This is a genomic window from Pseudomonas sp. 5P_3.1_Bac2 (genome assembly GCF_025465995.1).
GTDB lineage: Bacteria > Pseudomonadota > Gammaproteobacteria > Pseudomonadales > Pseudomonadaceae > Aquipseudomonas.
This window is the reverse complement of sequence record NZ_JANLNY010000022.1, coordinates 1-19,766: the sequence shown is the minus strand read 5'-3', so window position 1 is coordinate 19,766 and position 19,766 is coordinate 1. Positions and strand designations below refer to the sequence as shown.

At 58.2% G+C, this 19,766-nt stretch carries 16 protein-coding genes and 1 pseudogene; 10 read left to right on the top strand and 7 right to left on the bottom strand.

Annotated elements, in window-relative coordinates:
* Positions 1-14: 14 nt before the first annotated feature.
* From gspD to NTD81_RS11490, 10 genes are read left to right on the top strand one after another with little or no spacing between them, the layout of a single operon-like run.
* Positions 15-1,934, top strand: a complete 1,920-nt coding sequence (gspD, locus tag NTD81_RS11535; RefSeq protein WP_262182505.1) for a type II secretion system secretin GspD — start codon at positions 15-17, stop codon at positions 1,932-1,934.
* Complete coding sequence (gene gspE / locus NTD81_RS11530) at positions 1,931-3,415, top strand: type II secretion system ATPase GspE (RefSeq protein ID WP_262182503.1); 1,485 nt, start codon at positions 1,931-1,933, stop codon at positions 3,413-3,415. The genes gspD and gspE overlap by 4 nt, the downstream gene beginning before the upstream one ends.
* Positions 3,416-4,633, top strand: a complete 1,218-nt coding sequence (gene gspF, locus NTD81_RS11525; protein WP_262182502.1) for a type II secretion system inner membrane protein GspF — start codon at positions 3,416-3,418, stop codon at positions 4,631-4,633.
* A 17-nt stretch (positions 4,634-4,650) separates the two neighbouring features.
* Positions 4,651-5,085, top strand: coding sequence for a type II secretion system major pseudopilin GspG (gene gspG / locus NTD81_RS11520; protein WP_262182500.1), 435 nt, complete (start codon positions 4,651-4,653; stop codon positions 5,083-5,085).
* Positions 5,086-5,571: a type II secretion system minor pseudopilin GspH gene (gene gspH, locus NTD81_RS11515; protein WP_262182498.1), complete on the top strand. Its 486-nt coding sequence runs from the start codon at positions 5,086-5,088 to the stop codon at positions 5,569-5,571.
* Positions 5,546-5,941, top strand: coding sequence for a type II secretion system minor pseudopilin GspI (gene gspI / locus NTD81_RS11510; protein ID WP_262182496.1), 396 nt, complete (start codon positions 5,546-5,548; stop codon positions 5,939-5,941). The genes gspH and gspI overlap by 26 nt, the downstream gene beginning before the upstream one ends.
* Positions 5,938-6,537, top strand: coding sequence for a type II secretion system minor pseudopilin GspJ (gspJ, locus tag NTD81_RS11505; protein WP_262182494.1), 600 nt, complete (start codon positions 5,938-5,940; stop codon positions 6,535-6,537). The genes gspI and gspJ overlap by 4 nt, the downstream gene beginning before the upstream one ends.
* Positions 6,530-7,390, top strand: coding sequence for a general secretion pathway protein GspK (locus NTD81_RS11500; protein WP_262182492.1), 861 nt, complete (start codon positions 6,530-6,532; stop codon positions 7,388-7,390). Before gspJ ends, NTD81_RS11500 begins: the two co-directional genes overlap by 8 nt.
* A gap of 19 nt (positions 7,391-7,409) precedes the next feature.
* Positions 7,410-8,531, top strand: coding sequence for a type II secretion system protein GspL (gene gspL, locus NTD81_RS11495; RefSeq protein WP_262182491.1), 1,122 nt, complete (start codon positions 7,410-7,412; stop codon positions 8,529-8,531).
* A 2-nt stretch (positions 8,532-8,533) separates the two neighbouring features.
* Positions 8,534-9,046 carry a type II secretion system protein M gene (locus tag NTD81_RS11490; RefSeq protein ID WP_262182490.1) on the top strand — a complete coding sequence of 171 codons (513 nt, stop codon included), beginning with the start codon at positions 8,534-8,536 and terminating at the stop codon, positions 9,044-9,046.
* 109 nt (positions 9,047-9,155) lie between these two features.
* Here NTD81_RS11490 and NTD81_RS11485 read toward each other — a convergent pair whose 3' ends face one another.
* The 7 genes and pseudogenes from NTD81_RS11485 to NTD81_RS11455 form a co-directional block, all read right to left on the bottom strand.
* Positions 9,156-10,640 carry a PepSY domain-containing protein gene (locus NTD81_RS11485; RefSeq protein WP_262182969.1) on the bottom strand — a complete coding sequence of 495 codons (1,485 nt, stop codon included), beginning with the start codon at positions 10,638-10,640 and terminating at the stop codon, positions 9,156-9,158.
* A 5-nt stretch (positions 10,641-10,645) separates the two neighbouring features.
* The gene (locus NTD81_RS11480; protein WP_262182489.1) at positions 10,646-12,793 is read right to left on the bottom strand and encodes a TonB-dependent receptor; all 2,148 of its coding nucleotides are present in this window, start codon (positions 12,791-12,793) and stop codon (positions 10,646-10,648) included.
* 71 nt (positions 12,794-12,864) lie between these two features.
* Positions 12,865-13,263 (bottom strand): DUF2946 family protein, encoded by a 399-nt coding sequence (locus tag NTD81_RS11475; protein ID WP_262182488.1) that lies wholly within the window; start codon positions 13,261-13,263, stop codon positions 12,865-12,867.
* A gap of 298 nt (positions 13,264-13,561) precedes the next feature.
* Positions 13,562-14,602, bottom strand: coding sequence for a GGDEF domain-containing protein (locus NTD81_RS11470; RefSeq protein WP_262182487.1), 1,041 nt, complete (start codon positions 14,600-14,602; stop codon positions 13,562-13,564).
* An 800-nt stretch (positions 14,603-15,402) separates the two neighbouring features.
* Entirely contained in the window at positions 15,403-18,087 is a 2,685-nt protein-coding gene (locus tag NTD81_RS11465; protein WP_262182486.1) for an NACHT domain-containing protein, read from the bottom strand.
* A 93-nt stretch (positions 18,088-18,180) separates the two neighbouring features.
* Positions 18,181-18,951, bottom strand: coding sequence for a nuclease-related domain-containing protein (locus NTD81_RS11460; RefSeq protein WP_262182485.1), 771 nt, complete (start codon positions 18,949-18,951; stop codon positions 18,181-18,183).
* A 493-nt stretch (positions 18,952-19,444) separates the two neighbouring features.
* Positions 19,445-19,766: pseudogene (locus NTD81_RS11455) on the bottom strand (4-hydroxy-2-oxovalerate aldolase); the annotation flags it as partial.

Sequence of the window (19,766 nt, the reverse complement as noted above, 5' to 3'; positions counted from 1 at the left end):
ATGACTTCTTACTCATGAAACGAGCATTTATTGCCGGCTCTGTGCTGGCCTTAAGCACCATGTGGGGCGCCGTTCAGGCTGCCGATAAACAGGCGCACGAGCAGCAATGGACGCTGAACATGAAGGACGCCGAGCTGCGCGATCTGGTCAATGAGGTCGGCCAGATCACCGGCAAGACGATGATTCTCGACCCCAAGCTCAGCGGCAAAGTGACGGTGCAATCCAACACCGCCATGGACCAGCAGGGCATCTACTCGCTGTTTCTCAGCGTGTTACGCAGCCAGGGCTTTGCCGCCATGGATCAGGGCGACAAGGTGCTGATCCTGCCGGTGGCCGAGGCTAAAACCAAAGCCTATGTGCCGGCCAAAGGCGGTACCGATGAGTTCATCACGGAGGTGGTCGAGCTGCATCACAGCAATGCCAGCGAAGTGGCCGCCGCGGTACGCCCGCTGGTGGCCGCCGATGCCTATATGGCGCCGTCGATCACCTCCAATGCCCTGGTGGTTTCCGACAGCGCCAACAACGTCGCGCGTGTGCGGCAGTTGATTCAAGCCCTGGATAGCGCCGGCAGCCGCCAGTTCAATATCCTCCAGCTGCGCCACGCTTGGGCGGCGGATATCGCCAAAACGGTCAGCGACAGCATCACCAGCAGTGGCAGTGAAAGCAGCGCCAGCAAGGCGATTGCAGATCCGCGCAGCAACAGCGTGATTTTAGTCGGCCCGTCTTCCGTGCGCGCGCAGATGCAGCGCTTGGCGCAGCGCTTGGACGTACCGAATAACGTCGCCGAAAATGCCCGCGTACGCAGGCTAAACCACAGCGACGCGAAGAAGCTGGAAACCCTGCTCAGCGGCATCGGCAAACGCATGGAGTCGGCTGGTCGCGGCGCCGCCAGTGGCAGCGAAGGCCAGGACAGTCAGGTGCTGGTCAGCGCCGATGAAAGCCAGAACGCGCTGGTGCTGATGGCCTCGCCGGCGCAGCTGGCGACCTTCGAGGCGATTATCACCGAGCTGGATCGTCCCCGCGCCCAGGTGTTGGTGGAGGCGGCGATCGTGGAGGTCAGTGGCGACATCAACGAGGCCTTGGGCGTGCAGTGGGCCGGCGCCGATGGCAAGTGGGCCGGGGTCACCAACTTTGGCAGCGCGGGCTTAAGCATCGGCACCTTGTTGGAAAACCTGCACAACGATAAGCGTCCGCCATTGCCCGACGGCACCCTGATCGGCATCGGCAGCAGCAACTTCGGTGCGCTGATCTCGGCGTTGTCCAGCGACTCCAACAACAACCTGCTGTCCACCCCCAGCCTGCTGACTCTGGATAACGAAGAGGCGGAGATTCTGGTGGGGCAAAACGTGCCGTTCCAGACCGGCTCCTACACCACCGACACGGCCGGGGCGAGCAATCCCTTCACCACGGTGGAGCGCAAGGATGTGGGGATTAACCTCAAGGTCACGCCCCATATCAACGAAGGCGACTTTCTGCGCCTGGAGGTCGAGCAAGAAAGCTCCGAACTGGCCGCCGCTCCTGCGGGCATCAGTAGCAGCGATTTGATCACCAACAAACGCTCGGTGAAGAGCACCATCCTGGCCAACGATGGACAGATCATCGTGCTCGGTGGGCTGATCAAGGACAACCTCAAGGTGCAGGTCAGCAAGGTGCCGCTGCTCGGCGATATTCCCTGGCTGGGCAGGCTGTTTCGCAGCACCAAAGAGGTCACCGAAAAGACCAACCTGATGGTGTTCTTGCGCCCAACCTTGCTGCGCGATACGGCCAAGGCCGGGCAGGTCAGCCAGGATAAATACCGCAAGCTGCGCTCCCTGCCCATGGGCGAGGGCAAAGGCAGCGCGCTGCCGGCTGATGCGCAGCAGATGTTTGATGCTGGCCAAAAAGCTCAGCAAGCCCCGATCGATATCCGCTCCGCTCCGGTCAAAAAACCGTGAGCCAGTCGCCGCGTTTGCCCTTTGCCTATGCCCGCCGCCATGGCGTGATCCTCGAGCAGCAAGGTGCGCTCAGCCAGCTGTATTGCCGCGCCGATGTGCCGTGCAGCGTGCTGGCCGAGGTGCGCCGCAGCAACGGTGCTCCGCTGCGCGCCGAGGTGTTGGATGAGGCGGCCTTCGCCTTGCGTTTGGCCGCCCATTACCGCGACGGGCAGAACGCCGCGCAGCAGGTGGCCGATGGTTTGGGGGAGCAGTTTGATGATGAGTTTGATCTGGGCAGCCTGGCCGAGCAGCTACCGAAAACCACCGATTTGCTGGAGCAAGAGGGCGATGCGCCGATCATTCGGTTGATCAACGCCATCTTAAGTGAGGCCGTCAAAAGCCAAGCCTCCGATGTGCACCTGGAAACCTTCGAGGAGCATTTATCGGTGCGCCTGCGCATCGACGGTTTGCTGCGTGAAGTACTGCGTCCAAGGCGTGAGCTGGCCAGCTTGTTGGTGTCGCGAATCAAGGTCATGGCCAAGCTGGATATTGCCGAAAAACGCATCCCCCAGGATGGCCGGATCGCCCTGCGTTTGGCCGGCCATGAGGTGGATGTGCGGGTGTCGACCTTGCCTTCCAGCCATGGCGAGCGGGTGGTGATGCGCTTGCTCGATAAACAGGCCGGCAGTCTCGATCTCGACCGTTTAGGGCTTAACCCCCAAGTACGTGAGCGCTTGCGCGAGGCGCTGCATAAACCCCACGGCATTCTGTTGGTCACCGGCCCGACTGGCTCGGGTAAGACCACCACCCTGTATGCCGGTCTGGCCAGTTTGAACAGCCTGGAGCGCAATATCCTGACCATCGAAGACCCGGTGGAATATCACTTAAGCGGCATCGGCCAAACCCAGGTCAACAGCAAGGTCGATATGACCTTCGCCCGCGGTCTGCGCGCGATTTTGCGCCAGGACCCGGACGTGGTCATGGTCGGTGAAATCCGCGACCGCGAAACCGCCGAGATCGCCGTGCAGGCCTCGCTCACCGGCCACTTGGTGCTGTCGACCCTGCACACCAATAGCGCTATCGGCGCGGTCACCCGCTTGGTCGATATGGGCATCGAGCCGTTCCTGCTCTGCACCTCGCTGCTGGGTGTCTTGGCCCAGCGCTTGGTGCGCCTGCTCTGTCCACAGTGCAAAGAGTCGCATCAGGCCGATGCGCTGGCGTGTCAGCGTTTAGGGGTGGCGGCTGAGCAAGCCCCACCGCTGTATCGCGCGGTGGGTTGCAGCCATTGTCAGCACACCGGCTATCGCGGGCGGCGGGGGATTTATGAGCTGGTGCTGCTGGATGATTCGCTGCGTCAGTTGATCCACAGCGGCGCCGGCGAGCATGAGTTGCTGGCCTACGCGCGGCAGCACAGCCCGAGCCTGTTCAATGACGGGCAGGCCATGGTCCTGCAAGGTGCCACCAGCCTCGATGAATTGCTGCGCGTGACCCAGGAGCAGTAAATGGCCGCCTATGACTACCTGGCCATGGACGCCAGCGGCAAAAAAATCAGTGGCGTGCTCGAGGCCGACAGTGAACGCCACGCCCGCCAGCTGTTACGCGAGCGGCAACTGCTGGCGCTCAAGGTCAGTACGGGCAAGGCGCGATTAAGCCTGGGCAGCCGCACCGGCAAAACCTCCAACCAGCGTTTAACCACCGCTGAGCTGGCCATGCTCACCCGGCAGATGGCGACGCTGGTGCAGGCGGCGTTGCCGCTGGAAGAAGTGCTCGCCGCCGTGGCCGCCCAGTGCGACAAACAAGCGCTGCAAAGCATGTTGCTGGCGGTGCGCGCGCGGGTGCTCGAAGGCTACTCGCTGGCCATCGCCCTGGCGGATTATCCCAAGGCCTTTCCTGAGCTGTACCGCGCCACGGTGGCGGCGGGGGAGCGCAGCGGCCACTTGGATCAGGTGCTGCTCAACTTGGCCGACTACAGCGAGGCCAGCCAAGCGGCGCGGCAGAAGATCCAACTGGCCATGCTCTATCCCTGCATCCTGTTGGTGGCGGCGCTGGCCATCGTCGGCTTTCTGCTGGGGTTCGTGGTGCCGGATGTGATCAAGGTGTTTATCGACAGCGGCCAAGAACTGCCCCTGCTGACCCGCGCCCTGGTCGCCAGCAGTGCCTTTGTACAGAGTTACGGCGCGCTGCTGGTGCTGTTCTTTGCCGCGCTGTTGCTGACGGTAAAAACCCTGCTGAGCCAAGCCAAATACCGCCAGCGTTGGCATGCCTTGCTGCTGCGCTTGCCGCTGCTTAAAGGTCTGGTGCGTGCCAGCAGTTGCACGCGCTTTGTCAGCACCCTGGCCATTCTTGGCCGCAGTGGTGTGCCGCTGCTGGATGCCCTGGGGATCGCCAGCGAGGTGGTGGCGAATCAGCAGATTCGGACCGGTCTGAAGGACATTGTGCGTGCGGTCAGCGAAGGTGTGAGCCTGACCCGGGCGCTGGAACTCAATGGCAGCTTCCCGCCGATGATGCTCTACATGATCGCCAGCGGTGAGCGCTCCGGCGAGCTGGACAACATGCTCGAGCGCGCCGCCCAACAACAAGAACAACAACTGGCTAACCGCATCGCGGTGCTGATGGGCCTGCTGGAGCCGGCCATGCTGGTGTTTATGGGCGCGTCGGTGTTGGTCATCGTGCTGGCGATCCTGATGCCGATCCTCAGCCTCAACCAATTGATTAGCTGAATGAGGAAGGCCACAACGTGAACAGGGCAAAGCGACAACAGGGCTTCACCATGATCGAAATCATGGTGGTAGTGGTGATCTTGGGCGTGCTCGCGGCGTTAGTCGTACCGCAGATTATGAGCCGCCCCGATCAGGCCAAAGCCAGTGCCGCACAGACCGATCTCAAGGCCATTGGCATGGCTTTGGATATCTACAAACTGGATAACCACCAGTATCCCAGCAACGCGCAAAACCTCGCCGCGCTGGTCAGCAAACCCAGCGGCCATCCGCCGGCACGTAACTGGAACTCCGACGGTTACCTCAAGCGTTTGCCCATGGACCCCTGGGGCAACGCCTACCAATACCGCATGCCCGCCAGTCACGGGCAGGGCTATGACCTCTACAGCTTTGGCGCCGATGGCAAAAGCGGTGGTGAGGGTCTGAATGCCGATATCGGCAACTGGGATCAATAAGTGCGCACTCAGCGGCAGCGGGGTTTCACCTTGCTCGAAGTGTTGGTGACGCTGCTGCTGATTGCCGTGAGCTGTGCCGTGGTGGGCCTGGTGGCGCCGGATTCCGCCGCCCGCGAGGCGCGCCATGAGGCACAGCGCCTGCAAGCATTGCTGCAATTATTGCGTGAGCAAGCCGTGCTGAATTTCCACGACTACGGCCTGCGCATCGACAGCGATGGCTATGCGGTGTGGCAGCTGGATGATGCCGGGCAGTGGCAGCGCAGTGCTGAATTTACCGCGCATCAGCTACCCAGGCGCCTCAGTCTGCGTGTGCAGATCGAAGAGGCCGACCGCAGCCTGCCCACCAGCGGGAGCTTGCCGCAAATTCACTTGCTGTCCAGTGATCAGAGCAGCGCTTACAGCCTGATTATTCAGGCCGAGGGCAAGCCTCTGCTGCGCCTGTTTAGCGATGGCATCGCCGATGCCGAGCTGGCTGCCGATGAATGAGCGCGGCTTTACCCTGCTTGAGGTGATGGTCGCGGTGGCGATCTTTGCCACCTTGTCGCTGGCCTTGTTTAGCGCCATGCAGCATGTCACCGCCAACACCGCGAGCCTGAGCGAACGCACCCAGGCCATGTGGCTTGCCGATAACCGCATCAATGAACTGCGCGCCGGCATGCGTGCGCTGGAGCCGCGCAGCAGCCAGGAGCAGGTGCAGTTTGGCGAGCGGCAGTGGTGGTTGTTCTGCACCGTTCAGGCCACGCCCAATCCGGCGTTGTGGCAGGTGCAGGTGCGCGTTTCGGCGCAGCCCTCTTTGGCCGCTGCCCAGCGTTACAGCCGCGCCGAATTATTCGCCCTGATCGAGAGACAGCCATGAGTCAGCGTGGCTTTACCTTGCTGGAGGTGATCGTCGCCATCGCCATTTTTAGCTTGCTCGGTCTGGCCACCTATCAACTGCTCGACCGGGTGCTGCGCAGCGATCAGCGCCTGAGTCAGCACGAACAACAGCTGCGCCAATTGCAGCGGGCCTTCAGTGTGCTGGAGCGCGACTTACAGCAAGCGCGCCGTCAGCCGCTGCTGGACGACCCCAGCCACACGCAAGCACTGATCAGCCGGCCCAGCGGCTTTAGTCTGGTCCGCGGCGGCTGGCGCAATCCGCTGCAAGCGCCGCGCAGCGAGCAACTGCAAGTTAGTCACCATTGGCAGGATGGCCTCTGGTTGCGCGAGGCCCAAGGCATGGCGCCGGCCAGCGAGCAAAGCAGCCAGCAGCAATTGCTTATGGGCGTGCAACTGCACAGCCTGCGTTTTATCGATGGCACTGGCGCCAGCCATGAGTATTGGCCGGCCGGCAATGAGGCGATGAGCCTGCCAGCCGCTATCGAGATTGAACTGGATGCCCCGGGCTTTGCCCAGATGCGTCGGGTTATCGCCTTGCCCGGCACGCTGGATCGCGAAGAGTCAGAAGATGAGTAGGCACCGTCCGCAACAGGGCGTGGCCCTGCTCAGCGTGTTGCTGATTTGCGTCTTGGTGACCCTGATCGTCAGCACCATGCTCGCCCGGCAGCGCCTAAGCCTGCACAGCAGCGCCAACCTGCAGCAGCAACAGCAGCTGTGGCAGCTGGCCCTAAGTGGCGAGGCTTGGGCGCGTCAGCAACTGCTGTGGTCGCTGCGTGAGGAGGGCGCCTTGCAGGTGACTCATCTGCAGCAGCGCTGGGCGCAAGCCGCGCCTGAGTTGCAGGTGGGCGGCGGGGTGATCCGCGTGCAACTGAGCGACCTCAGCGCGCGCTTTAACCTCAATAGTCTGCTCGATAACAACCCGACTCAGCGTTCGCGCTATCAACGCTTATTGGCCCAGCAAGGCATTAAAACCCACGATCCCAGCCTGCTGTTGCAACAGCAGGGCTTGGCTGATGTAACCGAGTTGCAGCAGTTGCCGCAGGCCAGCCCCGCGCTGCTCCTGCTACTTGAACCGCTGGTGGTGGCGATGCCGCGCAGCAGCCTGAATATCAACACGGCGCCGGCGCAGTTACTGGCCTGTATCGAGGGCATTGATGCCGTCACGGCACGCACCTTGGCCAGTAGCCGGCCGCGTCAGGGCTATCCCAACTTAGCGGCGTTTCTGGCCAATCCCATGCTGCAGGGGCGTGACATCCAACCCCAGGGCCTGACGGTGAGCAGCCGGCAGTTTCGCGCCACTGTCGATGTGCTCTGGCAGAGCCGCCGCCTGCGCCTGATCAGTGATTTGCAGGTGCTGGATAACCAGCAAGTGCGAGTGCGTCAGCGCAGCTTGCAACCCAGTCCGGCCCATCCATCCATCGCCCCTTGAATCCCCTGAGAAACCCATCATGAGTGACTGGTTATACCTTGCCCCCAACGGCCGTGAGTGCGCGTGGTGGGGCGCCGCTGGCGAGTTAGCCCAGGGCGATTTGGCGCAAGCCGCCGTGGCCTTAGCGCAGCGCCCTGTGCACCTGCTGCTGCCGATGGAGTGGGCCAGCTACCACCTTGTGCAGTTGCCGCCGCGCAGTGGCCGCTGGCTGCGCCAGGCCCTGGCCAGCGCCTTGGAAGAACAGTTGGTGGATGACGTGGCGCAGCTGCATCTGGCCTTGGCACCGCTGCAAGCACAGCAGGCCAGCGGTGTCTTGGCGATCAAGCGGCAGCTGTTAACTGATTGTCTCAACCAGTTGCAAGGGCTGGGCCTGCAACCTAAGCGGGTGCATCTGGACGCCGATTGCCTGGGCCAGCAGCAACCGCGTGCACTGTTTTGCCAAGGTCGCTGGTTGCTTGGCGGCAGTGCGCCGCTGCGCCTGGCCCTGACCGTGGATGAGCTGCATGACTTGCAGCCGCTGCTGCCAGATGACCTGCACTGGCAGGGCGAGCCGCCCGCCAGTTTGCCAGCCGGTAGTCGCCAGCATTGGCAAGCTCTGGCACAGCCTTGGTTGCAGCTAAGCCAGGGCGCGGCGCAAGCGATTGATCTGCGCCAGGCCGAGTTTGCTCTGCGGGCACCGCGTAAGTCGCTGTGGCACCTGAGCGCGGCGATTCTGATTGCCGCAGGCAGTGCCCAGTGCCTGCAGTATTTGGCTTTGGACACCTACATCAATCAGCAGACCGAGCAATTACAGCAAGCCACTGCGCAGTTGTGGCAGCAGCGCTTTAGCGAGTCCATGGACAATCTGGACTTGGCCGCGCTCATCGAGGCCAAACAACAAAACCTGCTGCAACCCAGCGGCATAGCCCTGCGTCTGTCGCAACTGGCCCAGCAGTGGAGCAGCAGCCACGGCGCTTTGGCCCGGGTGCAGCGTTTGGATTACCAGCCAGACGAAGGCTGGAGCTTGCAGGTCAGCGCGCCGGCCTTTGCCGATCTGCAACTGCTGCGCGAAGGGCTGCTGGCGCAGGGGCTGGATATCAGCATCGAGTCTTCCGTGCGCGCCGCCGATGGGGTCAGCGCGCGTTTTCAGATCAAGGAATAAACATGCCGTCTCTTCCCCTTAAAGCCTTGTGGCACAACCCTAAGCTACGTGCTTATCGCGCCCGTGCCGGCAGTCAGTGGCAAGCCTTGGCCAAGCGCGAGCAACTGGCGTTGCAGGGCTTGGCCGGCTTTTTACTGTTGTGCAGCACTTACAGTTTGCTCTGGCAACCGCTGCAGCAAGGGCTGTATGCGGCCCAGCAAAATTGGCGCAATGCCAGCCTGCAACACAGTCAGTTGTTGCAGTTACCGCTGGATGCCAGCGAGGCGCAGGAGGGGGTTTCTGCCAGTAACCTGCCGAGCGTGGTGGCCCGCTCTGGCCAGCAGGCCGGGTTAAATTTGCAGCGCATGGATCGTGAGGCGCCGGGGCGGTTAAGTCTGGCTTTGGAAGGTCATCTGGGCAGTCTGATCACCTGGCTGGATCAGTTGGAACAACAGCAGGTGCAGGTGTTGTCGTTGTCTCTGGAAGTCAGCCCTGAAGGTGTCGCCAACGTCCAGTTACAGGTGCAAGCGCCATAGTGCTGGTGAACTAAGAGCCGGGAGGCTGGCGCTGATCCGTCTCGCGGCGCCATGGTTTGCATGCCCCGGCAAGCTTAGGCTGTGGCCATCGCTGACCACAGCCTAAGGCTTACTCCCGCGCTTTGGCTCGGCGTGGCTTGCTGCGGCGCAGGCGGCGCCAGGCCAACACCACGCCGCTGCTGGCAATCACCAGGCTGCCTAAGCTAAAGGCAATCATCAGCCCTTCACGCAGCCGTGGGCGTTGCAGCAGCGCCTGCCCATCCCAACTGTGCAGCAGGTTAAACAGCCAGCGGCCGCTGCGCTGCGCCTGATCATGGCTGGCCACCAGCTCGCCGCTGGCCGGGTCGAGGTACAGCCAAGACTGCGCCGCATCGTTAAAGCGCAAACGCAGCACCGGCAGTGGTCGCGGCATGCCGCCGAGCATGCTGTGCTCGGCGCGGGCGAAGTAATGGAAGTCGTACTGGGTTTGCCAGTTGTCTTTAAGCCTGAGGCCATTGGCCAACGGCTGGGCCGCCGCGAGCAGACGCTCACGGCTAAAGCTCAGCAGCGGCTTGCCATTACCTTCGATAATCCGGCTGTCGCCGCTGGCATCACGGGCCAGCAGATAGGTCTCGCCCGCCAGGCGCCGCCACTCCAGCTCCACGGCGGCGAACTCGCCGTTTTGCTGCAGCGAGGTTAAGGCCTGGGCCACGCTGACCGGCGCTTCGCTGGCACGCAGCGGGCTTTGCCCCAGTGCGTTGAGGTCGATCTTCGATTGGTTCAGGGTCAGCCCCCAGGGGCGCATCGACATCAACCCGCTAAACACCCACAGCACCAGCACCAGGCCAAACAGCAAACCGCCAATATGGTGCCAGCGCAGCCAGCCGCCTTTGTACGGGCTGTGCGAGCCGTTGCGATAGGTGCTGCGCCAGCGCAGGCGCAACACCCCGACCAGCATGCCGAGCACCGCCATCAGCGTGCCGAGCAGTGACAGACCAATCACCAACACCCGCCAGCCGTTCTCAAAGCCAAAACCACCGCGCAGCGGATACAACCAGTGCAGCCAGGCACCGACCCAGTTCCACACCCGCTCCTCATGGCTGGCATCGCGCACCAGCTCGCCGGTGCGCCCCGACAGGTACAGCCAGGTGCCGGCACCATCCTCGGCGCGCACCAAATGCAGCGGGCGGTCGTCGTCGAGGGCACGGGAATGGCTCCACATGTCCTCATCCAACACCCGCTGATAATGCAGCGGTATGCCCGGCAGATACTGCTGGGCGTTGGCCAGAGCCCAGGCCTGATCGACCTGCATGATCTGCTCGCCGGTGCGCGCATTTACGGCAAAACGGCGGCCATCGAGCTGCTCCATCAGGTAGTGCGGCTGGCCGCCTAAGCTGGTCAGGCGCAGGCTTTTTAACGGCCGGTGAATCCAGTTCGACGGCAGATCCTGGCAGCAATCAGCAGACAGCCTCGGCAGATGGCTTAAGCGCTCGCTGGGCGTCAGCTTGGGGTAGCCGACATACAGCATGACCACCCCAGACACCAACCACAGCGCCATAAACAGGCAGCCGATAATCCCTAACCAGCGATGCCACAGGTACAGCTGGCGCTTAATGCTCATCAGTAACTCCACTGCACCGCGAGTTCGAGACTGCGCGGCTCACCTAAGTAGTATTGCAAGTTGCTCTGGTGGATGTAGTTGGCATACACCTCATCGGTGAGGTTGCGCAGGCGCGCACTCAGTTGCAGGTTTTTGTTCATCTGGTAGGTGCTCGACAGACCGTACAGGGTGTACGACGGCAGCCACATGGTGTTGGCCGTGTCGGCATACACCGAGGCCACGTAGCGTGCATCGGCGCCGACCTGCCAGCCCGGCGCGAGGTCATAGGTCAGCCACAGGTTGGCGGTTTTGTCGGGGATGTTCACCGGATTTTTGCCTTTGCGCGAATACACCACGCCGCCGACGCTCTCGTTGAACTCGTCGTATTCGGCATTCACCCAGGCGAAGTTAGCCGCCGCCAACAGCTTCGGCGTGACTTTGAACGAGGCCGCCAACTCGATGCCGGTGGAGGTCTGCTGCCCGGCCTGCTCGGTGGTGTTCGGCGTGGTCGAGGAGGGCACCGAGATGTTCTTGCGCACAATTTGGTACGCCGCCGCCGTGGCGGTGCCGCGCCCGTCGAGGAAGTCGAACTTGGTGCCGACCTCTACCTGGCGCCCGGTGCTGATATCCAAGTCGCCGACCTGGGCGATCGACGCACTGGTCAGCGCGCCGCCCGGTGGCTCGGCCGAAGTGCTGTACTGGCTGTAGACGCTAAAGGTCGGGGTGAAGGCATAGACCAAACCCAAGCGCCCGGTGACGGTATCCCAGCGGCGGTCGAGTTTTTTGCCTGAGGCATGCTCGGTCACATCGAAGTCGATATGGTCGTAACGCAGCGCGCTGATCAGCGCCAGTTGCTCGGTGAGCTGGGTGCGGTTCTCGACAAACCCCGAGCTGGTGTTGGTCCAGGTGCTGCGGCCTTTGCTGCGCGGCGCATCCATGCCGTTGATGTCGCCCCAATGCCCCGGAGCAAAACCATCCGGATTGACCGTATCGAACGGCGCGGAGATCGACAGCGGATAGTTGGTTTGCTGGTTGCGGCTATAGTCCAGGCCATAGGCCCAGTCGCTGGCCAAACCAAACAGCTCGCCTTGCTGGGTCAGCTCCAAACGGTTGCCGTTGACCTCCTGATCATGCCGCTGGCGATAGGCCCCGGAGCGCACCACGCCGCTGTTGTCGGCGCTGTAGCGATACACCTCCAGGTTGCGGTAATCACGCTCACCGTTGTAGTGGTAGAAGGTGTTGCGCAGTTGCAGGCTGTCGCTGATCTGGTAGTCGGTGATCGAGCGCAACCAGCGGGTGCGCTGCTCGTAACGACCGTCTTCAACGTTGTAGTTGTTAAAGCGGTTGTGCTTGTCGATATGCAGCTCACCGCTTTGCGGGCGCAAGGTCGGCGTGCCCCAGTACGGGCTGTCTTCTTTTTCTTCGAGGTACTCGATGGCCAGGGTGTGCGAGAGCCGCTCGTTGATGTCGCTGAGCAGCGAGAAGGCCAGGTTGCCGGCACCGTTCTCTTGCCGGTCGATATAGCCATTGCTCTGCGTGCGGCTGTAGTCCAGGCGCGCGTAGTGGCGCGGGCCGTCACCGTCGTTCAACGCCTGATTGATGCCGATGGCGGTTTCCATGCTGTCGTAGCGACCGTAGCTGACCCGCCCTTCGATGCTGTCTTTATCGCGGCTGGCGAGCTTCGTGATCATATTCAGGCTGCCGCCCACGGCGCCGCTGCCGTTTAAGAACGACGACGGCCCGCCGAGCAACTCCACCCGATCATAAATCCACGCGCCTATCGGCCGTGCGGCGGCGCCGTATTGCAGGTTGATGCCGTTAAACATCTGGCTGATTTGCGAGCCGCTAAAACCGCGATACGACACATAGCCGCCCAAGCCCGGCGGTGCCGAGGCATTCACCCCCGGCAAGGCATTGGCTGCATCTTGGAAGGTACGGGCGCCGATTCGCTCCATCATGGCGCGGTCGGCCACGCTGATCGACGCCGGGTTTTCCCGCGCACTGAGGTTCAGGCGTGAGCCGCTGGCAATCGGTTGGTCGAGGTCCAGCTGCGTGCCTTCGACGCTTTCAGCGGTGGCGCTAATGGTGCTGGCAGGCAGGGTTTCATCCTGCGCCCATGCGCAGGTCACGCTGCTAATCAGCAGCGCCAGAGTAGTCAGGCGAAACATAAAGGGCTTCCTAGCTAGGAATGGGCAAACGCTCGCCGCCAGAAGTTATTAGGCGTTGCGGCGAGGCACTGTCACAGCGAGAGAAGCACTTGGGGGGAAGCGCGGGGATTGGCCAGGGGCCAGCGGTCACGGGGGCTGCGCCGGGCATGCAAGGGCGGTAGCGGCCTGGCTGACTCACCCGCGAGCAGGGCCAACAGACCAAACAGCGCGGCCAGCAATACGGCGCTAAACAGGCTGCTGAGTGCGCAACCATCGCCCATGGACGAAGCCATCAGCATGCTGGAATGGTCGCTTAAATCGCTGGCGCCGCCGTTGTCGTGCAACGAGCAGAATTCGCTGTCCAAACCACTCAGCTGCATGCCTGCCATCTGCCCGTGACCGGTGGCGCACAGCCACGCGCTGAGCAGGATGCTGCAATACAGCATCCAGGCGAGCAGCGGTTTGGTTTTAGGACAGCGGCTAATCGACATGGGCTCAACGTGGTGCAGGTGGGTGGCTGGTGCCCCCACGGCAAATTCGGGGCGCTGATTTTACAGTTTCCGCCCCGTCTATATAGGCCATCTGCCTGAGAATATTCTGAACTTTGGCCGACAAACGCCCAACTCCGGATTAACGGTCAGGTTTGCTCCGAGAATTACCTGAGCCGCCCTTGCTGGGTAAAAGCCTTTGTGCAATGCCTGTTGAATTTTGCCGAATACAGCGCTTGGTCATTTCTGTGCAGCACCAGAGGCGCGCTGGTGCCGCCTCATCTGTCTGCTTTGCCCCCAGCTAGCTGGCCGCCAAACGCTGTTGCTTGCGCTGCTGCTTAACCCGGTACATGGCGTCGTCTGCTTGCTTAATCGCCTCATCGGCACTGAGGCCTTGCGGTCGCAGCGCCACCACGCCCACGCTGGCGCCGGCATAGTCATGCGCCGGCAAATCGCTGCCCAAATTAAATGTGCCGATGGTGGCTTCCGTCAGGCGTTGTTGCAGATGCTCGGCGGCGCTGGCCATCGCGCCGCTGGCGTCAGCCCCAGTGCTGGAGGCCAGGCCGAGGACGATAAACTCGTCACCGCCGGTGCGCCCGATCATATCCCCGGCCCGCAGGCTCTGTTGCAGTTGCTGAGCAATGCCGCGCAAAAACTCATCGCCGGCCAAGTGACCGTGGCGGTCGTTGATCTGCTTAAAACCATCCAGATCAATCACCGCCAGCAGCACGAATTTTTCTTCGCGCTCAGCCAAGGCAAACAGCCGGGTGATCTTGTCCATGATCGCCCGGCGGTTAGCCAAGCCGGTTAAGACATCGGTCAGCGCCAGCTTGGTCAGCTCACCGTTAGCCGCGCGCAATTGCTTGACCAGCAGATCGCGCTCCAGGGAGTAGCTCAGCAGGCCAGACAGCAGCTTAAGCAGCGGTTCAACCTGTATGGACAGCGGTAACTGTTGGGCACTGGCGGCACACACCGTGCCCAGCACCCGGCCATCCTGAGCGTGGATCGGCGAGCTGGCATAGGTGCGAATCCCCAACGCCGCCGCTGCCTCGGAATCGCCCCAGCATTCGCTGACGTTATCGGTAAACAACCGATTCTCCTCCAGCGCCCGCTTACACAAAGTATCGCCCCAAGGCACTTCTAAGCCTTCGGGGATGACCATCTCACCGCTATTAAGCGCGTACTCGACCCGCTGAACTCCCGCCTCGGTATCAATGGTGGTGAGGTACGTCGACTCCATGCCCGTCACTTGCCGAAGCAAACGCAACAACGGCCGCGCCAGCTCCTCCAGTGTGCGGGCTTCAGGCAGGGTTTCACTCAGCAGAGAAAGTATTGAGTCCATAGGGGCAGGCTGCCAAAGCTAAGGTAATAAAAAACTCGCAGGCCTTATCCTTGTGCTTAACCCCATCCGGCATGATTTAACTGAGTGCCGGCAGGGATGACTGGCGAGTCGCTATTGCTAGGTTAGCAAAGGCGATGGGTGATGTGACACGCCGTTGTAGAGCGGTGAGCCGTAGTTATCACCCCAATGCTTGCGCTAGTAGGATGGCGTTAGGGGGTGGGTGGCTTCGTTTATTACGTCATAGATAGCTGAGAAGTACCGTCGGTTACGGCGGTGTTCATCCGTATAACTACGGACTTCTGTATTCCAACTCTGCCCGGCGCGATAAACAGTTTTGCTTTTGGCCGGGGCTACGCGGACGCTAACCGCGGAGCAGAGGATTATTAGTTGCCTGGGAACGCTGCAAGCCTAGTGAAATCGTGTGTGATTTAGCGTAGGTGCAGTTAGCTAAAAGTAACGTCGTATATGGGGTTGAGCGTAATTTAGCGAAATCTGTGAAAGCTGAGCACTGTACCGTTTTTTGTACCGTTCAGACATTAGAAGATAGGCGCTTACACGCGTCGGCATTTCGGGTGTGTTGCCCAAGATAACTATGTCGAAGTGGCAGAGTTGCACGCGAAGATTTTCATCATGCGTGTCGCGGGAAGGAATCTGAGCTTCGCTCTGGTTTATAATGTCGCTCCGTCAGAAGAAGTGGGCCTGATCACTTAAAGGCCCCAGATTAGGTACTTTCTTACTTTATTGAGCCGCGCTGCGATAATTGCTCGTAGTAACTAGCGGCGTATATCTCACTCGACTATTTAGTATAAGTCTTCATCTTCATGGTCGTAATCATAACTTGATGATCGACCAAGTCCGTCAAACGAGTCTTGTTTTGCCAGTCTATTCACTAGTGCTATAAGGTTGCTGCGCTGTTTGGGCGGTCGGCCTTCGATCATTAATAGTAGTGTTTCTTTGTACTTTGAAATGTTCCCTTTCTTATCGTAGATTTCATCAATTAAAAATTGAATATCATGATTAAATGAGTATAGATAAAGTGGTCCTTTCCACCATTCTTTCCCGATCAAGATGGTTATGTCGATGCTTCTATTTCTCTCTATTTCTTTTGCGGCCAAAAGTTCTTGATAGCGAAGATGCTCAAAGCCGTAGTTTTCGCTTCCTGGCTGTTTTATGAGGATGTTGCAAGAGAAAATAAGATCGTCAATTGCGCTTGAGATCTTGGCTGATGGGTATCTGCCTTCAAAGTCGGCAATAAGGAATTTATGCATCTCAGAAATAGAGGTTTCTCGAATCTCGTTTCTATGGAAGCGATATCCTAGCTTTATGCAGCAAGCTTCTAGGAAGCTTTTTTCGTTCTTTGTTCGAATGATTCCTTTGTGGTGATCGTACAAGCCACATAGAAGCTCTATTTTCCTCCAGTATAACTCTGGCTCGTTCTCTGGTATGGGGACGTCGCTGGTGTGAAGACTACAGATAATAGTCGCGAGCAGTGGGTTTTTGGCCACGTCATATAGCTTCTTGTCCTCTATTATTTTTAATAAAGTATCCGCCTGCTTGTCATCACCAATCCATCCGGAAATGAAATTTTCTAGTTGTTTTTTTGTGAATGGAAGAAGGGTGATTCCTAGAAACTCTACTTCTCTTATATATTTAACGCAGTTTCTTGATGAGGTAATAACTTGGACGTGAGATACATTGGATGGGAGCTCTGATAAAGCTTGTATGATCCATGGAGCATGAGTGCTCGCTTCATCTAAGGCGTCGACTATCACAGTGCACTTTTTTGAACTTTGTAATGCGTGTATTAGTGACTTTCTGTTTTCTGTTGATGCCTCTACGCCTCTGTAAGAAAGAAATGCATTAAGTAGAGATTCAAAGGGGTTTTCTTCTGAGATTAAATTGGATCTGGAGTTTTGATCCATTTCGCCGATTTTTTTAGTTATTCTGTTTAATGGCAAGAATAGTGCTATTTGTCCGGTCTGTCGATTCTGATATAGCTTGTCTGCGTACATATGCAGGGTCGTTGTTTTTCCTGCGCCGGCCTCACCATATATTGCTATATTGCAGCCGGAGTCAAAAATAGAGTGCGCAGATATGTCAAGCACGTTTTTATTTGCTGATCCTTGAACTATGCGAAAATGAGCGACGCTTTGGTTGTGATTTGTTGCTATATCGATTGTTCGAAGAAGTGAGTTTATTTCGTCAAGTATTGTTTTTGTTTCACTGCAGGTTAATGATCGTGCGTTTAGTTTCTGAATAAACTCTTCTGCATGGCGAATTTTAGAGTTTATTCTTTTTGTAATTGCAATGGGGTCAATTTTTGCGTTAATGATGGGAGTGGGAATGATTTTTTTGAGGATGAGGAGGAGCTCGTTCTCTGATCTGAAAACTTCGTTTCTAGTGTTATAAAGGAATTGTAGCGTTTCGTGTGCTGCTTTCGGTATTCCTGCTCTAGTCGGGCACTCTATCTCGTTACTGCTCCCTATCTGATCCTTGAATTCTTCTAGCAAAGATAGTGCGAGCGCTACATCGGGAAGGCTGGTGCCTTTCGCCCCTGATGCTTCTTTTATTTTTGAGTAGTAGTCTATTATTTCAGAGATAGTTGAGGTGACTTTCTGCTTTCCATTTGCAATGGATGCTTGCAAATCTTCTGAATGCTTTATTAGCTTAGTGTTTGCTACGCTAATATGAGCATTTAGATCGAATTTGTATTTTTCTTCAATCTCTGTGATTGAGCTGGTTATTATGCCAGGGTCGCCATAATCCTGTAGGGCTGAGTTAAACTTTTTAAGTTCGTCCCATTCACCTTTTGAGTAAGGTGGATATTTAACAATTTGGTGCTCAATTTCGCCTCCGAATACTAGGCAGCTGTCCACCTCTCCAACGAAGAAATTCAAGTCGTTGTAGTATTCTGTGTATCTTTTTTGCTCTTTGATGTGCAGGGCATTGTTTAGTTCTATGTTAAAAATTTCTTCAAGAGCAGGGCTTATGGCTATCTCGGCATCGGGGATTATGTCTCTGGCAAATGAAGGCCAGTGCTTCGCTATGCTAGCAGCTAGATACTCCCCGTCGAGAACTTCTATGTTTGGAAGAGAAAGATTTTCGAACTGCTCTTCAAGGTGTCTGCTATTTACTTGGTATGGCGTGACGAAATAAACTTTGTTAGGTCTACGCTTGCTGCCATCTGATAGTGTAATTGGCTTTTGGATGCATAGATTAAGTTGGTATATGTATTCAGAGAATTTTTCTCTGCTTGCCGTGCTTCTTTTTGATTTGAATTTTTTTGACTGGAAGACATGGATTTCATCTTTCCCTAATGCCGCAGGCATGTGGGCAATAATGTCTTTTCCTTGCTCGTACGCCCCACCGTTGAACTCAATATTTGTGTATCCAATTTTACCTAGCAGGGGCATTAGCACGCTTCTGCTGAAGTCGTCCTCTGGAAGCTTTTGAATGGATTCTAATATGATTTGCTTTTGTTGCATGACTTGTTTTCTACTTGTGGAGTTAAGTGCGATGCTTATTTGGAACTTGCTGCAATAGAGGACAGACCACGATTTCCTGTTCTCAAATGCATTTCAAAGACTCTGCATGGTTCGGCACTTTGGGAAGGCCGAGCATCCCCAAAACTGCTGCCCTGCTTTCGCCCCTGACTTAACTGTGCGGATCAGCAGCTCGCTGCCACATTTCGGGCATTGCCGCTCGGCTGTCGGGTCACGGCGGCGTTTAAGGTTTAGCACATGCTCTCGATGGGTGGCGAGGGTCGGCGCGCGGCGGCCTGTTTGCAGGGCCTGCAACATGGCGCTGACTTCTGTGTCGCTAAACACCGGCTGCTGGAATGATTGGATATAGCGAATAAAGCCGATGCCCTGGGTCACGTTGGCCGGGACTTCGGTTTTAAAGGTGCTGCCGCCGACGAAGGTGATGACTGAGTGCAAATTTTTAGGATCAACGCCAAGCTTGGCTTCCAGGGCTTTAAGGTGCTTGTAGTTCTGCCGCAGCGGGTTCTGGAATTTGAAGGTGCGTTTGTAGAGCTTCTGCGTCCACTGCGCCTGTTTCTCGCTGCCGAAGATCCAGCCGCTCATATTCTTGGTTTCCAGCACAAAGATGCCGTAACGCGAGATAAATACGTGGTCGATCTGCGTGGTGCCGTCCGGGGTATTGAGGGTGACGTTATGCAGGCGGCGGTAGGTGTGTTTATCCAGCTTCAGATGGGCAAACAGCCTCACCAGCAGCTCGCCAATCTGCCCTTTGCCCCAAGGCGACTTGAGCACGCCCAGCAATAGCAGCGCAGGGATAAACCATCCCAGCGTGCCCCAGAGCTGCGCGATAAGTGCGGTGAAATCCATAGCTCACACCTAGGTAGTACAGTCGTACAAATATGCCTCGATACTACCTAATCTTGTTGTGATGGCAAAAAGCTATTTGCAGTATTTACTTTTCGATCGTTTGCTTGTTTGCACGCGCCGCTCTAAGGCGGGCTTATCCGCTTGAGCGGCATTTAGCGTTGGCGTTAGGCATTGGCCAAGAGGGGCAATAGGTTCGGTGCTAAGCCCTGCGGCCGTGCAACAAGCGAGGTATTGCCCTCAGGCAATGGCGGTATCAAGAAGGCTGTAGTTGAAGATGTTTGGACTAAGCGGGCTTGTCAGGGCTGCACTGGGTTTAACGCTCAAATATCTATTTGGCTCATTGGATGAGCCGAATAAGCCGGTTATTCGGCTCACGGTCTATTGAGTAGGGGTGCGGAGATTTGAGGAGGTGGAGGCTTGGTGGGCGTTGCCGTGCAGGCCAGCGCCAGCAGATTAGAGTGACGGCGCCTTGCGGGCGCCGCCCGATTACCGCTTAGGCGCTTGCGCGTTGCTTGGCTAGGGTCATGGCGGTGTCTTCGATCATGTCTTCCTGACCGCCGACCATGCCGCGTCGGCCCATCTCCACGAGGATCTCGCGGGCGGATACGCCGTACTTCTTCTCGGCACGCTTGGCGAACAGCAGGAATGAGCCGTACACGCCGGCATAGCCCATGGTCAGGGCATCGCGGTCGCTGCGGATGGGGAAGTCCATGATGGGGAATACCCGATCCTCCGCCACGTCCTGAATGCCAAACACCGATACCCCGGTTTCGATACCCATGCGGTCGCACACGGCAACCAGCACTTCCATCGGT

Bases quoted from the DNA above. Each gene is read 5' to 3' on its own strand.
- gspD (WP_262182505.1), top strand. From the start codon at position 15: ATGAAACGAGCATTTATTGCCGGCTCTGTGCTGGCCTTAAGCACCATG.
- gspF (WP_262182502.1), top strand. From the start codon at position 3,416: ATGGCCGCCTATGACTACCTGGCCATGGACGCCAGCGGCAAAAAAATC.
- gspI (WP_262182496.1), top strand. From the start codon at position 5,546: ATGCCGAGCTGGCTGCCGATGAATGAGCGCGGCTTTACCCTGCTTGAG.
- gspJ (WP_262182494.1), top strand. From the start codon at position 5,938: ATGAGTCAGCGTGGCTTTACCTTGCTGGAGGTGATCGTCGCCATCGCC.
- NTD81_RS11500 (WP_262182492.1), top strand. From the start codon at position 6,530: ATGAGTAGGCACCGTCCGCAACAGGGCGTGGCCCTGCTCAGCGTGTTG.
- gspL (WP_262182491.1), top strand. From the start codon at position 7,410: ATGAGTGACTGGTTATACCTTGCCCCCAACGGCCGTGAGTGCGCGTGG.
- NTD81_RS11490 (WP_262182490.1), top strand. From the start codon at position 8,534: ATGCCGTCTCTTCCCCTTAAAGCCTTGTGGCACAACCCTAAGCTACGT.
- NTD81_RS11480 (WP_262182489.1), bottom strand. From the start codon at position 12,793: ATGTTTCGCCTGACTACTCTGGCGCTGCTGATTAGCAGCGTGACCTGC.
- NTD81_RS11475 (WP_262182488.1), bottom strand. From the start codon at position 13,263: ATGTCGATTAGCCGCTGTCCTAAAACCAAACCGCTGCTCGCCTGGATG.
- NTD81_RS11470 (WP_262182487.1), bottom strand. From the start codon at position 14,602: ATGGACTCAATACTTTCTCTGCTGAGTGAAACCCTGCCTGAAGCCCGC.
- NTD81_RS11465 (WP_262182486.1), bottom strand. From the start codon at position 18,087: ATGCAACAAAAGCAAATCATATTAGAATCCATTCAAAAGCTTCCAGAG.
- NTD81_RS11460 (WP_262182485.1), bottom strand. From the start codon at position 18,951: ATGGATTTCACCGCACTTATCGCGCAGCTCTGGGGCACGCTGGGATGG.